Here is a 15,552-nt window from a genome sequence, read left to right as displayed (position 1 = left end):
GTCACCCTATCTTTCCAAAGTTCTCTTTATTCACATCAAAATTAGTTTTCAGTTTTACCGTAAATACAGTTCCTGACAAGTCACTGGAGACATGAATGGTTCCCCCGTGCATATCCACAATGCTTTTGGATATGGCAAGGCCAAGCCCGGTTCCTCCTGTGTTGGTGGAACGGGACTGCTCCACACGGTAAAACTTGTTGAAGATCAGAGGAAGTTCTTCTTCCGGTATAACATATCCGTAGTTTACCACCTGAATCGATACAAGTTCTTCACTTCCATGTACCTTCACCAGGATCCTCTTACCATCTGCTCCGTATTTGATTGCATTATTAATGAGATTATCAAACAGACGGGCCAGAAGATTGGCGTCTGCTGAAACGATCTGGACGGGGACATTGCTTTGCAGCTCATAGGAAAGGTTCTTATCCATAAAACTGGGATAAAACTCCTCCAGCAGCTGACTTAAAAGTTTTATAACATCCACTTTTGAAACGTTCATTGAAATCTTTCCGTAATTAAGCTTGGTAAATCCAAACAGATCTTCAATCAGCTTTTCCAGCCGTTTTGTCTTTACGTATGCAATCCCTATGTACTTTTTCTGCAGTTCCTGGTCAATGACTCCATCTTTGGATAAGAGCTCCAGGTAACCGATGATAGAAGTAAGCGGCGTTCGCAGGTCATGGGCAATATTGGTAATCAATTCATTCTTTGTCCGCTCTGCTTCCCGCTCTTTATCCATTAAATCTCTTAAATCTCCAACCATCTTGTTTAGACTGGCTGCCATGACGGAGAACTCATCATCCCCTTCAAGATCCACTGTTATATTTAAATCTCCTTCAGAAATCCTCTGCATGGCATCGGAGATTCTCCCGATGTAACGCATGGATTTTTCCTGAAGCAGGAGAAACGTCACTGCGAATATGCCAATTCCAAAAACAACATAGATAATAATCACCACCACATCAAAAGAGGTGAGCATCTCAAGGAACGCATTGTCCTTTTGAGTGCTCCTCATATAAGATGCAATCAGCGATACATTGGTTACCAAAAATATCTCGATCAGAACCGTTACAATGGCACTGTAAAATATATTGGCAATAACCCGGGTATGGAAACGATGATTGATATCATTTTTCAATTTTGTATCCTACCCCCCAAACAGTTGTGATGATCTTGTTCTGTCTGGTGTCTTCCTTCATCTTTCCTCTCAGACGCCTGATATGTACCATTACCGTGTTATTGGCTTCATAAACCTTTTCATTCCATACTTTTTCAAATATCTCATCTGTACTGAACACTCTTCCCGGATTGGAAGCCAGAAGATACAGGATATCAAATTCGATGGGGGTGAGCTTTATCTCTTCTCCATATACCGTCACCTTATGATTATCCTTATTGATGGTCAGTCCCCTGATTCCTATTTCATTCTTTGCCGATTCGTTTACCGCACTGTTGGGATTAAGCTGGGTATAACGACGCAGCTGAGATTTGACTCTGGCAGTCAGCTCCAGTGGATTAAAGGGCTTTGTCACATAATCATCTGCACCGGTTCCAAGTCCTAAAATCTTATCTAAATCTGTTGACTTGGCACTGAGCATAATAATCGGTATGTTGTTGGTTTCCCTTATCTTTTTACACATGGTCAGACCGTCCATCCCAGGCATCATAATGTCTAAGAGCACCAGATGGATCTGAGTCTTTGTCAGAACCTCCAGTCCCTCTTCTGCATTATTAGCCTTGTATACTTTATATCCGTCACTGACCAGATAAATCTCCACCAGATCCGCAATCTCTTTCTCGTCATCCACAACCAGTATGCTTATTGTCTCGGACATTGAAAAATACCTCCCTTGTCGTTATGTAAGCGGCGTTCTCAAATTGAAAAAGAAAAAGCCTGCATCCATTTTACCACAAGAAAGGTATCTTTGCCTTACTATTTTCTTACAAAAAACCTATAAAACGGTAAATCAGGAATACCCTGTCATCCCTGACTTTCAGTCGGAATAAACACCCTGCTGCCAGCTGGATCCAGCCTGCCAAGTTCCGCCCTGACATACAGGGATGCCTCTTCACAAAACTGCTCCTGGCAGTTGATCAGGGTCTTTCCCCTTTTATCCGGCTTCTCCCATGTCCCGTCCGGCTGCAGAATATGAGTCTTAACATTGTCCTCTAATTGTATTTTCAGGACATGCATAATCCGTTCTAATAGTTTCTCATCTTCCACAGGGAACATGATTTCCACCCGCTTATCTAAGTTTCTTGGCATCCAGTCAGCACTTCCAAGATAAAGCTCCGGACTTCCGTCATTTTCAAAATAGAAGATTCTGGCATGTTCCAGAAAATTACCTACAATGGAACGTACTGTAATTCTTTCACTTAAACCGGGAACACCTGCTTTTAAGCTGCAGATGCCTCTGACAATCAGCTGTATGGTCACTCCTGCGCAGGAAGCCTCGTACAGGGCAGCAATCACCTCTTTGTCACACAGAGAGTTCATCTTGGCTATAATGTGGGCTGGCTTTCCGGCCGCCGCATTCCTGGTTTCCCGGCGGATCATCTTTAAAAATCTGGCTCGCAGCCAGATGGGTGCCACAACCAGTTTATTCCAGTGAAGAGGCTCGGAATATCCGGAAAGCATATTAAATACTGCAGTTGCATCCTCTCCGATCTGAGGGTTGCAGGTCATCAGTCCTAAGTCTGTATAAAGCCTGGCGGTGGAATCATTGTAATTTCCAGTACCCAGATGAACGTAACGGCGGATGCCATCCTCTTCCCGGCGCACCACCAGGGTTATTTTACTGTGAGTCTTTAATCCTACCAGTCCATAAATTACGTGACAGCCGGCTTTTTCCAGTTTCTTCGCCCAGTTGATATTATTTTCCTCATCAAAGCGGGCTTTTAGTTCCACCAGAACAGAAACCTGTTTCCTGTTATCCGCAGCTTCCAAAAGAGCGGCAATAATGGGGGAATTTCCGCTGACCCGGTAAAGGGTTTGTTTTATTGCCAGTACCTCAGGGTCCTTTGCGGCAGTTTTTACAAACTGAACCACAGGATCAAAGGTCTGGTAGGGGTGATGAAGCAGAATATCTCCCTTACGGATATTGGTAAAGATATCATCTTCATTCATCAGTTCAGGAACCTGCTGGGGAATGTAAGGAATTTCCTTTAGATGTTCAAATCCATTCAGTCCGTACATCTTCATGAGAAAGGTTAAATCTAAAGGACCGGCAATCTCAAATATGTCACTGGAGCTTATATTTAATTCTCTCTTTAAAATCTTTAACAGGCGTTTATCTATCTTATCTTCCACTTCCAGACGGATGGCTTCTCCCCACTGGCGTTTTTTAAGCTGCTTTTCTATTTCTTCCAAAAGATCAACGGCTTCCTCTTCATCAATGGTCAGATCGGCATTTCTCATGACACGAAATGGGTGGGTGGTGACAACGTTGTAATTTAAAAACAGACTTTCCATGTTCCGTTCAATAATCTGTTCCAGTAGGATAAAGGACCGATCCCCTGTTTCATCAGCAGGAAGCTCCACAATTCTTGGAAGAACACTGGGAACCTGAACCATGGCAAACTCAAGTTCCTCTTCCCCGCTTTTCTTTTTAAGAAGCGCCGCGATGTTCAACGATTTATTTCGAATCAGAGGAAATGGTCTGGAGGAGTCCACGGCCATAGGAGTCAGCACCGGATAAACATCCCGAATGAAATAGGTATCTGCAAACCTGCCCTCTGCTTCACTTAAATCCTCGTGACTGGAAATGACACGCAGTCCGTTCTGCTTTAAAGCAGGAAGAATGGAACGGTTATAGGTGGAATACTGCAATGAAACAAGCTCATGAGTCTGTTCACTGATTTTTTCTAACTGTTCATCTGCTTTCATGCCTGCAATATCCGGTTTGGTGTATTTTGCATGAACCATATCCTTTAAGGAAGCCACACGCACCATATAAAATTCATCTAAATTAGAAGCTGTTATGCTTAAAAATTTTAACCGTTCAAAAAGAGGCAGTGTTTTATCTCTTGCCTCACTTAATACCCGGTAATCAAACTCGATCCAGCTGAGTTCTCGGTTTACATAATTATCCGGATTGTAATAAATATCGCTTATGTCTGCCATCAGGATAACCTCCTCTTCTGCCTCAGTACAGGCCTGATACCAAATATCTCCTCAAAAAAATCTGCCTTCTGATTAAACGATAATGCTTCCAGTGTCATATCTCCTTCATAAGAAGTGGTTACTACAAGCTTCCCTTCCTTAACATTCATCCGGCTGTCTGATAATTTCTGTTTGTGGCTGCGGTCCATGGAATTGGCAAGCCTTAATATGGCTGTCAGCTTTGCGATTAAAATGGTAATATCCTCATGAGACAACTCTCCCTTTGTATTACGGAATAATTCCTCATTGAGCTGCACCCGGTTATAATCAAATTCCAGACCGTTGTACCGTACTACATTGGCAATAATTTCCCGCTCCATATGGGACAGTCCAATTATTTCAGTTGACATAATAATACTGTAAGCGGACTCACTTGGTTTTTTCATGCTGATAAATTTGCCGCATGCATGTAAAATGGCCGCAATCTGTAAAAGAAGCCGCTCCCGTTTGCCCATACCGTGATACTTCTTCATACAGTCGAAAATACCAAGTACATACTTTTCCATACAGACCGTATGAGGACCATGACACTTATAACGCTTTGCCATGTTCCTGGAGGCAGCCAGAATATCCTCAGAAAAATCATGATGAAATTTCACAGTCCTGGCTTCTTCTGCGTATTCTGCAGCAATGCTGTCACATAAGCGGATTCCTGGAATCCAGAACATCTCAGCTCCTGTCAGTTCCAATACACGTTTAAAAATAATCGTGGCAGGAACTAAAAGAGCGGCGTATTCTGCGTTGACACCAAACCGGTCCTGAATCTGGTCAAGTGACATTAACTTAATCTTCTCATAAAAATTAATAAATTCTTCCGCAGTGATCCACTCTACCGGTTTTCCCCCATGGCTTTCTCTCGAAAGATAAAGGATGCTCTCCCCGATCCCGATGAGATTTTTAATCTCACGGTCTCTTAAATAAACCTTGCGGAAGGTGTTTAACTCATTGTCAACCATCTCTTCGATCAGGGTGTTCTGCATCTGGGTACTCACCTGCATATCGCCCATCATCTCACGGATTCTTAATACTCCAAGCATCAGGTTCTGGGTGGATATAAGAGCGTCCTTATCAAATAAGGATACCTGCATACTGCCAAATCCCACATCTACGATAGCAGTTCCTTTTTGTATGATTTTATTAAATTCCGCATCTTTAGAGGCGATTGCCTTGTAACTGATAAAACGTTGCTCGGAATTGCTGATAATCTGGACCTCAATGCCGGTTCTTACCCGGATCTGATCCAGTACGATCTGACTGTTTTTTGCTTCCCGAAGTGCGCTGGTCGCATAGGCACGGTATCCTGTGACTTTATAGGACTGCATAATATCTGCAAAGTCTTCAATTACCTTACACATTTCGTCTACTAATTCGTAGCGGATTTTTCCGTTCTTATAGGTGTCCCTACCAAGGGCGATGACATGGCGGACATGATCAATCTTGCGGATTCCTGTTTTAGGGGAAATCTCATAGATGCCAAGTTCAAGTTCAAAAGATCCCACATCAATAGCGGCAAATAATCTGATTGCCATACTTGTCCTCCTCACTGCCCTCTACAGGACAGTTTTTTACTATTCTACCTTATTTTATTCCCTTTTGTGTCAAATATCGGTAAAATTTGCAAAAAGATTAATTATTTTTCTCTTTTCCCAAAAGATAGGTAATAAACTGGCTTGCTGTTCTTCCAGATAAACCGCCGTGGTTCAGTTCCCATATATTTGCTTTTTGATAAAGTTCTTCTAAGGGCATGGAAATCTGGCTGCGGGCTGCCAGCTGCTTTACAATCTCTTTAAATTCAGCTGGTTCCGGAGCACCATAATAAATGGTTACACCAAATCGTGCCACAAGGGAAAGCTTCTCCTGGACGGTATCATTATTATGTAATTCATCATCCAGTTGTCTCTTATCGCTGAATTTTTCACGAATTAAATGACGGCGGTTTGAGGTTGCATAGATTAAAACATTGCCAGGCTTCTTTGCCAGGCCGCCCTCGATAATCGCCTTTAAATATTTATATTCCAGTTCCGTATCCTCAAAAGACAGATCATCCATATAGATGATAAACTTATAATTTCTGTCTTTGATTTGTTCCTGTACCTTGGAAAGTGTATGAAACTGGTGCTTATATACTTCTATAATCCTCAGACCTCTATCATAATATTCATTTAAAATGGCTTTGATACTTGAAGATTTCCCGGTTCCGCTGTCGCCAAACAAGAGAACGTTATTAGCCGCCTTCCCATCTAAGAATGCTTCCGTGTTTTCTATCAGCTTCTCCTTCTGCCTTTCATATCCCACTAATTCATTGAGATATATGTGATCCATACTGGTAATGGGAATGATCTGAGGCTCCTGATCCGTCTCCTCCACACGAAAGGCCTTATTCAAACCGAATTTTCCTACGCCGAAATTCTTATAGAATAAGGTTATTTTTTCACCGAAGGCTTTCACATCGGGAGCTTCCTTTAACTCCACTGCAAGCGTTACGATCTGATCACGAATTCGTCTGTTATAAATTTTACTATTGCCGTTATTGGCATGGTAATCAGAAAGAGCCGACCAGATTCCCTCTTCTTCCCCGCAGTCTAATGCCCGTATGTCCTGATCAAACAGCTCTTTCATAATCTTAAAATCATGGGCTGCCAGCTGATTTAATGTTCCCTGAATGGGACCTGTTATTTCGCAGGAGGTACTGTAAGCGTTTTCGTTATCTGCCAGGCACAATGCTAAAAAACAATGCCAGAGATTCCCCTCAAAGCCATAAGATGCTGCCAGCTCGATAAGCTGACCGGCACAGGCGAAGGATTCCGGCATTGTTTCTGTATTTTTCTCCTGGATAAGAGTCAGCTGTCTTAACATCTGGTCAAAAAGTTTCTGATATTTTAAATCACGGTATATAATCAGTTCCTTCACGTTCCTTATTCCTCCCTGTGTAAACGGAAGTCCGGCCTTAATACAGGCCGAACCTCTCTGAATTCCTTAATAATTTCCCAGGACTCTCATATTGCGTCCCTCTTCTAAAATCCCTTTCAGCGCATTCTGAATGGAACATTCACTTAAATTTCCTTCCATATCTACAAAGAAGCGGTATTCCCAGTTTCTTCCTGGAATGGGTCTTGACTCTATCATAATCATGCTGACTCCGTTATAAATCATATTGCTCAGCATGTTGTAAAGAGTACCGCTCTTATGGGGCAGTTCAAAGCTGATGCTGATTTTTTGTGCTTCCTCCCGGTAGATCCTTTTGTTTGACAGGATAATAAACCGGGTGGTATTGGACTTATTATGATTGATGGAAGAATTAAGAACTTTCAGTCCATAAAGTCTGGCAGCGGTTTCACTGGCCACAGCAGCCTGAGTGGGATCTCCTTCTTCTATAATCTTTTTAGCAGCAGCCGCAGTATTCTCCACACTGATCTGCTTCCAGTTCCTGTTGGCATTTAAAAATTCCGAACACTGCATCAGTGCCTGAGGGTGGCTGAATACAGTACGGATCTCTTCCGGTCTTGAATCTTTCAGCCCTAACAGCGCATGATTTACAGTTAAAAATGTCTCAGCCACTATATAATTGTTGTATTTCATCAACAGATCATAGTTATCAATCACAGCACCGGCAGAGGAATTTTCTATAGGAAGAACCGCATAATCCGCATGGCCGGACTCCACTTCCTTCATGGCATCCTCAAAGGTAACCACATGATAACAGCTGACATCCGTTCCGAAATACTGGAGTGTGGCAGCATGACTGTATGCACCCTCAACCCCCTGATAAACCACTCTCACTCCATCTATAGGAATACTTTTTACCGGTTGAAAGGTATCTTCCCCTTTCATTCCGTGCTCCGCCATCAGCTTGTACTGATAATGGCGGCTGATGGTCATCATCTGGGTAAACAGTTCACTGACTGCCTGCTTCATGAATGCATCTTCCACCATTCCGGTTACGGAATCAATTTTCTGGTTTTCCCGTTCCTTATCGTAAACCGGCTTTCCGGTTTCAATCTTAAATTCAGCCACCTCGCCGCTCAGTCTCATCCTCTTTTCGAACAGTTCCACAATTTCACGGTCAATGCTGTCTAACTGTCCTCTGATCTCAAGCAAGTCTAATTTTTTCATATGTCCATTCCTCTGCCTTATCTGTTGGTCTTCTTTAACGGCCTGTCAGCTTTCCCTGAAGGGAAAGTTCTTCTTCCAGCATACTCTCAATCTGTTTTTTTACATAGGCACCGGGGAATTTTTTAGATTCCGGTTCCAGCTCTTTCACCAGGAACGGCTCTCCAAATTCAATGGTTACTTTTGAAGACCGAATAAATGGTAAGTGCTTCTCAAATACTTCTGCCGTTCCGGTTATGGCAACCGGAACTACCGGACAGCCGCTTTTTTCTGCTATTTTTAAGCTGCCTTCCTTAAAAGGAAGAAGATCCATTATATCATCATTTGTGTTCCTGGTTCCTTCCGGAAAAATCCAGACAGAGACTCCGTTTTTCACCTGCTCAATTCCCTGGAGAATGGTTTTTAACCCTTCTTTTACATTCTGTCTGTCCAAAAAAAGGCAGTTCACATGCTTCATCCAGCCGGAGAGCAGCGGGATTTTTTCCATCTCTTTTTTAGCCACAAATCCCACCAGACCAGGAGCTGTGGTATAGCCAACAAGAATATCAAAATAACTTCTATGATTTCCCACATACAGAACAGCCTGGTCAACTGGTATCTTTTCTTTTCCTTTTACTGTAATTTTAACTCCTGCAAAAAACAGGATAATCTTAAAGATCCACCGGACATTAGAAATACTTCGCTTATCGCTTGCACGAAGGTTCTTTTTACCAGCCATGTTCTCAAAAACCAGAACCGGGATGCTTAAGATCAGATAAAATATAACGGATGCTGCTACAAGAATAAATCGAATCATTGGTCTAATCCTCCATTCCATCTATTATATAGAATGGACTCTTTAATTACAATACTACCTGCCTTTCTTTTTTGTAATTTGTTCGAATAATAATCCCGTAGCAAACCACAGCGGTGCAAAATCCAGACGGATCAGGCCGTCAATGTTAGTGCTCCTGCCGGTATAATCCCATGGGCAGATTCCCCTGCCGCGTAAAAGTGTTCCGGAGAAATACTCTGCCACAAAAATCAGCACCATATAAAGGAATCCATGACGAATGGCAATATCCGTTCGGGCAGCGGCCAGACCGGATCTGGGATTGACCCAGTGGTCAATCATCAATCCAATGGGTGCCAGAAATGCTCCGCATCCATAAATAGGAAACATAAGAAGAGATGTCTGACCCATCAGACGCCAGTCATGACGTAAGAAGGAGTCTGTTGCAGTAAACATTACTTCCAGGCACCAGCCTGTTACCCCGCATTTACAAAAATTTAAGGGTATCTCTTTTAAGTTTAATTGTGATAGTATCTTCATAAGCATCATTATGTGCCGGACATGGAGATATTATGTTTTGCTGTCAAAGAATTCTATAAAAGAGGTGAGAGAAGTCTGCTGCCCTGTTCCTTAATCCGAATGAAGATGCTTCTGGCTTCATATCTCTCTGGTGTAATCTCTTCACATACCTTTAAATCTTCCAGAAATAACTCTTCTAATTTTCTGGTAGTCTCTTCATCATAGATCACTGCATTGACTTCAAAATTCAGTTCAAAGCTGCGGATATCCATATTGGCAGTCCCATAGGAACTGACTTTTCCGTCTGTCATTACTCCCTTTGAATGAAGAAATCCATTTTCATAGGTATAGCATCTGGCACCTTCTGATAAAAGATCTCCAACGTAGGAATAGGTGGCCCAGTAAACAAAGGGATGGTCCGGTTTGCATGGTATCATGAGCCTGACATCCACGCCTGATCTGGCAGCCATCCTGAGGGCAGAAAGGACCGCATCATCGGGTACAAAATAGGGAGTCTGTATATAGATATGATGCTTTGCTTTTGAGAACAGCCGGATATAATTATCCCGGATCTGTCTGCTTCTGGCGTCAGGACCACTTGCAATAATCTGAATTCCAAGTTTTTTTTCTACCTGATTGATATCCACTACTCCCATATTATAAAGACAGGCTCCATCTTCGTCTTCACAGAAGTAAGTCATATTTTTAAATAGGTTTTCCCCAACTGCATAATTCCAGTCCAGAGCAAAACGGATCTGAAGACTTAAAACAGATCCACCCTGAAGCTTTAAATGAGTATCTCTCCAGTAACCGAACTTAGGGTCTTTGGAAATATATTCTCTCCCTATATTGAATCCGCCCACATAACCAATCCGGTTATCAATCACAACAATTTTTCTGTGATTTCTATAGTTAATACGCAGGTGCAGCCTTCCAAGCACTGGCGGGAAGAAGATACCAACCTTAACACCGCTTTTCTTTAAAATGTCCCATTTTGATTTGCGCATGAACCTTCCACCCATACCGTCACAGAGAATCCGGACTTCTACACCGGCCTTTGCCCGTTCAATTAATATGGGAATGATGGAGTCAAACAGCTCATCATTTTTTATAATATAATACTGCAGATGGATAAACCGGCTTGCTTTTGAAAGTTCTTCCCTGAGATCCTGGAACTTTTTAACACCATCGGTAAAAATTTCAACGGTATTGTCAACGGTGAGAACGGAACCTGAGGTTTCTAAATTGTACATGACCAGGTCGGAATAGTCCCTTGCAAGAGAAGAATCCAGTCCGATATCATGACTTTTTAAAAACTCCTCCTGATTTCTGGCAGAGTAACGCATCCGGTCCTCCACTTCCTTAACCCGGAACATCTTACCTTTTCTCATATCCTGCCCAAGTATAAGATAAAAGAGAAAACCGAATACGGGAATAAAATACAACGCTAAAAGCCAGGTCCAGACTGCCTTTGGATCCCTCCTTTGAAAAAAAACAATGATAACAGAAAGAATCAGGTTTATATAGATTAAATGATCCATGAGCCATTTCCAGACTGCTATGCTCTGATTCCAGACAGATTCCATATTAAATCCCTCCCTTCTCTTTCTAACCGGTTTCATCGTTTTAAGTATTCATACCTTCTACATGAAACAGTTTTCCTAATTTCTGCTCTTTCATTCTAATAATTTTATGGTGTGACTCCTGCAAATAGTCTCAAATCTATTTTCCAAAAAGGGTCCCCGCAGCTGCGACGACCCTTTTGTATCCACTTCATTTACAAAAACTGATTTTTTTCATTGTCATACCGGTAATCAATGGAGGCCAGTGACTTTACAATCTCTTCTTCCTCAATTCCCAGGCTCAGACAGCACTCACTTAAAGATGGATAATAATCTCTCAGCTGAGTATTCATGTAACTGAGCAGCATAACCGGATCTCTTGGTATATTAGCCATTTTATTATCTCCTGCAACTGTTTGTCCCTCATTTTAGCATAGATTTCTTTTATTTTCAAGAAATCACCTATACGAATGGAAAAAGAAATGCTACAATCAGGTTCATAATCCATCAGGAGGTACTTCAAATGAAAAAAATAATGATGCTGGGAACCGGTGGTACGATTGCATGCAAAAGAGGAGATTCTGGTTTAAAGCCCCTTCTGACTTCAGACGAACTTCTCTCCTATGTTCCCGATGCGGCGGATTTCTGTCAGGTAGACAGTCTTCAGATATTCAATATAGACAGCACCAATATGCAGCCAAAGCACTGGCTGGTAATTGCAAAAGCCATTGAAGATCATTACAATGCTTATGACGGCTTTGTCATCTGCCACGGCACGGATACCATGGCTTACACAGCAGCGGCTCTTTCTTATCTGGTGCAGAACTCCCCAAAGCCCATTGTCATAACCGGTGCTCAAAAACCCATCGACATGGAAAATACGGATGCAAGAACCAATTTATCTGACAGCCTTCGTTTTGCCAGCGATGACCGTTCCCATGACGTAAACATCGTTTTTGATGGAAAAGTAATTTCCGGTACAAGGGGGAAAAAGGAACGGACCAAAAGCTACAACGCATTTTCCAGCATTAATTTTCCCTATATCGCTACAATTCAGGATGGACATGTAATCTTTTATCTGGATGATAAAAAAAATAACCGCTTTGCAAGTCCCCTGTTTTTTCATAAGCTGAATTTTAACGTGGCACTTTTAAAGCTGATTCCATCCATGGGTGCGGATGTTCTGGATTATATGGCAGAGCATTACGATGCAGTTATTATAGAATCCTTTGGTGTAGGCGGTCTGCCCTCCTATGATACCGGTGATTTTTATAAGGCCATTGAAAAATGGATTTCTCTTGGGAAAACCGTGGTCATGACAACCCAGGTAACCAATGAAGGCAGCAATATGTCGGTTTACGAAGTGGGTCATTCCATTAAAAAAGAATTCGGACTTCTGGAAGCATACGATATGACCCTGGAGGCCACAGTAACAAAACTTATGTGGATTCTTGGAAAAACAACAGACCCAAAGGAGATACGGGATAGCTTTTATCATACCGTCAACAGAGATATTCTGTGGACAGCACCTGTTTCCAATGCATGACGAGCCGTCTGGAACTGCAAAAGAGCAGGGTACATATTTCTATATACCTTGCTCTGCTGATTTTAAAACTTCACTGATTCTGCTATTCTTAATGATTGATTCGGTCTACGAAAGACCGGCAACTATGGTCTGGTACTCCGCAACAAGTTCACTCATAATCTCTGCTGCACTCTGTCTTTTATTTAAGAGTCCGGCAATCTGTCCTACAACTACAGTTCCTTCTTCCTGTACGTCACCATTTACAGCCGCTTTCCGCAGGCATCCGGAGCACAAATCCTGGATTTTCTCTGCAGCTTCCCCGCCTTCGTATTGCTTCTCAATTTTCATTATCTTTTCTGTCAGATGATTGTGAAGCCCTCTGACAGCATCTCCCACGGAAGCTCCGGTGACCGCAGTATCACCTTCCTTTGCTTCCATAATCGCATTTTTATAATTATCGTGAACCGGACATTCATCTGCCAGTAGAAAACGGCTGCCAATCTCAACCCCTTCTGCTCCCAGCATAAAGGAAGCGGCAAGCCCTCTTCCATCACCAATACCACTGGAATTGATTACCGGAATTTTCACAGCATCAACAACCTGGGGAATTAATGTAAATGTTCCTGTAAATCCGTAAATATGTCCCCCTCCATCTGCTCCTTTTACAGAAATCATATCAACCCCGACCTTTTCATATATCAGCGCGTCTTCAACGGAAGACGCTTTTCCGATCAGGATGATTCCGGCATTTTTTAATTTTTCCACATAGTCAGGCAGAGTATTATAAAACGCAGGCATTGTTTCCAGTTCTACTACCGGCACCTTTTCCTTCAGTATTACCTCAAGCAGCTGGTCTGCATAAGGAACAGCGGTAATTAAATTGCAGCCATAAGGTTTATCTGTTAATTTTTTAATATTAACGATTTCAGACTGGAATATCTCCACTGGAGAAAATCCGATTCCCATGATACCCAATCCTCCTGCATTTGAAACTGCAGCCGCCAGCTTACTATCCGAAGCCCATGCCATCGGTCCCTGAATAATAGGATATGAAATTCCCAAAATATCGCATATTTTATGTTTCATCTTGTACTCCTTTTCAAAAATTAATTACATTTATTATATTTCGTGTATAATAATTGTATCAGAGAAATATTGAAAAGTATTCGTCTGAACTAACTCAAAATCACTTAATTGTTTAGATACTTCGTACAAGCAAGGAGCCTTTATTATGATACTTTCCATTGACAAAGTAATGAAGCAGATCAATTCATTTTCTCCTATATGCCTTAAGGACAGAGATAGGGTCTTTCCGGTATCATCTGTATTCTTCTTTAATAAAAGCACAGATTACAGCGCATTGGATTATCTGTATCTGGGCTATGCTTCCCAATTTACATCTGATTGTGCCGCCCTGCAATCCCCGGTTTTAATTATCTGTATAGAAGATATCCCCCTTTCCGATGAGCTTTTATCACTGGAAGGTCCATGTCTGGTTAAGCTTCCAGGAGAAACGGATCCCTTTTCCGTATTCAATGCCATTGACGCTTTATTTCACGAAGATACCCTGCTCAAAAATTATACAGAAAAACTATACGAAGCCATGATACAGAATCAAAGCATACAGGTTATCCTGGATATGGCGGTAACTTATTTAAAAAATCCCGTAGTTCTCATAGATAGAAGTCTTAAGCATATAGCTACCTCTACAGATGTTGAGCTTGAGGATTACGTCTGGCTGGATCAGAAAAAGAATGGAGGTTATATATCCGATGCCTCGTTTGAACTGCTCACAAAGCAAATGGCATATGAAAAAAACTCCAGTGACCTGGAGCCCGTGATATTGCCGAAGGGCGATTTTAAATACCGAAGAATTATCCATCATATATTTTTTAATCATCAGTTAGCCGGAACCATTATTCTTTTTGAAGTCCATAAAGAGTTTGAAGAGACGGATAAGCAGTTTATTAAAATGCTGTCTGATCTTGTAGCATTAAAGATGAAATCTGATCCCAGTACTATTTACTCAAAGACAGCGGCTTATGAGCATTTTTTCTTGGATCTGTTAAATGACAAAATCAGCCCAAGTAATTTGTATGAGAGAATTCAGACACTGAATATCGTGATCCAGAACCATATATTTATCATAACGATTGATATCAGTGAATTCGATCAGACCCACAGAACCATACAATACTTAAAAACCAATCTGGAAGAAACATTAAGAGAAGGAACGACTGTCATTTATAACAATTACATTGTTACGGTCATCATGCTGGAAGACCGTCATTTATTACCAGAGAAGGCGGCAAATTTATTCAGGCAGTTCTGCCAGAAAAGAGGACTGTCTGCCGGCATCAGCAAATGCTTTCACGACATATCAAAGCTCAGGCTCTATTATGAGCAGGCACTTACTGCCATAGACTTAAACCGCAGACTGAAAAGGACTGGCCCCCTGGCCTTTTACGAGGATTTTATCCCCGAACATTTGCTTGATATTGCTTCCCATCATACAGACTTAAAGCTGCTTTGCTGTAATGATCTCATAAATCTGGACTTCCATGACAAAAAGAATCATACCTCATATACAAGCTGCCTCTATGAATTCCTGACTCATGATAAAAATCTCGCCCACACAGCCGGAATTCTGCACATTCACCGTAATACATTAATTTACAGAATAAACAAAATCAAGGAAATCCTGAACCATGATTTAGAAGACAGTGGCTACTGCTTTCAGCTTCTGCTCTCTTATAAAATAATTTCTTTCCTGGAAAATAGGGCTGCATCCGAGACATAGTATATTCTGTTTTCCTGCTTTTCAATGTCTGTTGAGCAGAGTGTAAATATACCATTTACCATAAATCCCTTTGTCATGCGGATAATCCCTTCCGCCAAGGGG

At 41.8% G+C, this 15,552-nt stretch carries 13 protein-coding genes; 2 read left to right on the top strand and 11 right to left on the bottom strand.

Annotation, left to right across the window (positions count from 1 at the left end; genetic code table 11):
- Position 1 precedes the first annotated feature (1 nt).
- The 10 genes from ACOAOT_RS24360 to ACOAOT_RS24315 all read right to left on the bottom strand — a co-directional run bounded on the left by ACOAOT_RS24360 (position 2) and on the right by ACOAOT_RS24315 (position 11,520).
- Positions 2-1,126, bottom strand: coding sequence for a sensor histidine kinase (locus ACOAOT_RS24360; RefSeq protein WP_420219477.1), 1,125 nt, complete (start codon positions 1,124-1,126; stop codon positions 2-4).
- A gap of 1 nt (position 1,127) precedes the next feature.
- Positions 1,128-1,835, bottom strand: a complete 708-nt coding sequence (locus ACOAOT_RS24355) for a response regulator transcription factor (protein ID WP_104439107.1) — start codon at positions 1,833-1,835, stop codon at positions 1,128-1,130.
- Positions 1,836-1,981: 146 nt separating this feature from the next.
- Entirely contained in the window at positions 1,982-4,123 is a 2,142-nt protein-coding gene (locus ACOAOT_RS24350; RefSeq protein WP_420219305.1) for an RNA degradosome polyphosphate kinase, read from the bottom strand.
- Complete coding sequence (locus ACOAOT_RS24345) at positions 4,123-5,691, bottom strand: Ppx/GppA phosphatase family protein (RefSeq protein ID WP_420219304.1); 1,569 nt, start codon at positions 5,689-5,691, stop codon at positions 4,123-4,125. The genes ACOAOT_RS24350 and ACOAOT_RS24345 overlap by 1 nt, the downstream gene beginning before the upstream one ends.
- Before the next feature lie 97 nt (positions 5,692-5,788).
- Entirely contained in the window at positions 5,789-7,018 is a 1,230-nt protein-coding gene (locus ACOAOT_RS24340) for an ATP-binding protein (RefSeq protein WP_420219476.1), read from the bottom strand.
- Between the two features lie 120 nt (positions 7,019-7,138).
- Complete coding sequence (locus ACOAOT_RS24335) at positions 7,139-8,275, bottom strand: chorismate mutase (RefSeq protein ID WP_420219303.1); 1,137 nt, start codon at positions 8,273-8,275, stop codon at positions 7,139-7,141.
- 34 nt (positions 8,276-8,309) lie between these two features.
- Positions 8,310-9,068 (bottom strand): lysophospholipid acyltransferase family protein, encoded by a 759-nt coding sequence (locus ACOAOT_RS24330; protein WP_420219302.1) that lies wholly within the window; start codon positions 9,066-9,068, stop codon positions 8,310-8,312.
- A gap of 54 nt (positions 9,069-9,122) precedes the next feature.
- Positions 9,123-9,584: a putative ABC transporter permease gene (locus tag ACOAOT_RS24325; protein ID WP_420219301.1), complete on the bottom strand. Its 462-nt coding sequence runs from the start codon at positions 9,582-9,584 to the stop codon at positions 9,123-9,125.
- A gap of 53 nt (positions 9,585-9,637) precedes the next feature.
- Positions 9,638-11,149: a cardiolipin synthase gene (gene cls / locus ACOAOT_RS24320; protein WP_420219300.1), complete on the bottom strand. Its 1,512-nt coding sequence runs from the start codon at positions 11,147-11,149 to the stop codon at positions 9,638-9,640.
- A gap of 191 nt (positions 11,150-11,340) precedes the next feature.
- Positions 11,341-11,520: a DUF4250 domain-containing protein gene (locus ACOAOT_RS24315; protein WP_420219299.1), complete on the bottom strand. Its 180-nt coding sequence runs from the start codon at positions 11,518-11,520 to the stop codon at positions 11,341-11,343.
- A 128-nt stretch (positions 11,521-11,648) separates the two neighbouring features.
- Between ACOAOT_RS24315 and ACOAOT_RS24310 the strand changes: the two genes are divergently transcribed.
- Entirely contained in the window at positions 11,649-12,671 is a 1,023-nt protein-coding gene (locus ACOAOT_RS24310; protein ID WP_420219298.1) for an asparaginase, read from the top strand.
- Between the two features lie 105 nt (positions 12,672-12,776).
- On the opposite strand, the gene ACOAOT_RS24305 is transcribed toward ACOAOT_RS24310, so the two are convergent.
- Positions 12,777-13,736 carry an NAD(P)H-dependent flavin oxidoreductase gene (locus tag ACOAOT_RS24305; protein WP_420219297.1) on the bottom strand — a complete coding sequence of 320 codons (960 nt, stop codon included), beginning with the start codon at positions 13,734-13,736 and terminating at the stop codon, positions 12,777-12,779.
- A 145-nt stretch (positions 13,737-13,881) separates the two neighbouring features.
- Here ACOAOT_RS24305 and ACOAOT_RS24300 point away from each other — a divergent pair, with 145 nt between their 5' ends.
- A complete protein-coding gene (locus ACOAOT_RS24300; RefSeq protein WP_420219296.1) occupies positions 13,882-15,450 on the top strand; it encodes a PucR family transcriptional regulator in 1,569 nt (522 codons plus the stop codon).
- Positions 15,451-15,552 lie beyond the last annotated feature (102 nt).

Source organism: Lacrimispora struthionigena (assembly GCF_048627165.1).
In the GTDB taxonomy this organism is placed as follows: Bacteria; Bacillota; Clostridia; order Lachnospirales; family Lachnospiraceae; genus Lacrimispora.
Note: the sequence above shows the minus strand (reverse complement) of the source record. Positions and strands in the feature narration are given on the sequence as shown.